Consider the following 649-nt stretch of genomic DNA (forward strand, 5'->3'; position numbering starts at 1 on the left):
CGGTCGTGGTCCGCCACCCCGAGCGGATAGTCCGCCTTGCCGTGCCGCAGCAGGATCAGCGCCGGGCCTGTGCAGTGTTCTTGCCTCCAGCATTCATGCCATCAGCTTACGGGGTCACCGTCCCGGGCCCGCTTAAACGCCGAACGGGCGGGCGTACCTCCATGCCAGGAGCACGCCCGCCCGTTGGACCGTGTGGCCTTCTGCGACCAGCTGATGCTAGATCGAGTATTCCGGGGCGGCCCAGACGACGACCTCGGGGTGTTCGTAGAAGCGGTAGCCCTGCCCGCGCACGGTGCGCACGGTGTTGGCCAGGCGGCCCAGCTTCGAGCGCAGGCGGCGGATGTGCACGTCGATGGTGCGCTCGTTGGGCACCTCTTCGGCGTTGCGCCACAGGTTTTCCAGCAGTTCCTCACGGCCCACGGTGCGGGTGCCGTTTTCGACCAGGAAGTTCAGCAGCTCGAACTCCTTGAAGGTCAGGTTCAGGGTCTCCCCGTCCAGGTACACCTCGCGGCGGGACAGGTCGATCAGCACGCCGGAGGGCCGCGGGGTGCTGGGACGGTTCTCGGTGCGGGCGCGGCGGTTGACCGTCGGGTCCCCCAGTGCCTGGCGGACCACGTCAATGGCTTCGCCCTGCGCGGTGGCCGGTGCC

At 68.6% G+C, this 649-nt stretch carries 1 protein-coding gene; it reads right to left on the minus strand.

Going from position 1 to position 649, the window contains the following annotated elements; genetic code table 11:
• Positions 1-216: 216 nt before the first annotated feature.
• Positions 217-649 (minus strand): winged helix-turn-helix domain-containing protein (locus JCM19049_RS16800; RefSeq protein WP_279403485.1); only part of this gene is annotated, 433 nt, incomplete at its 5' end.

This window comes from Arthrobacter sp. JCM 19049 (assembly GCF_001310435.1).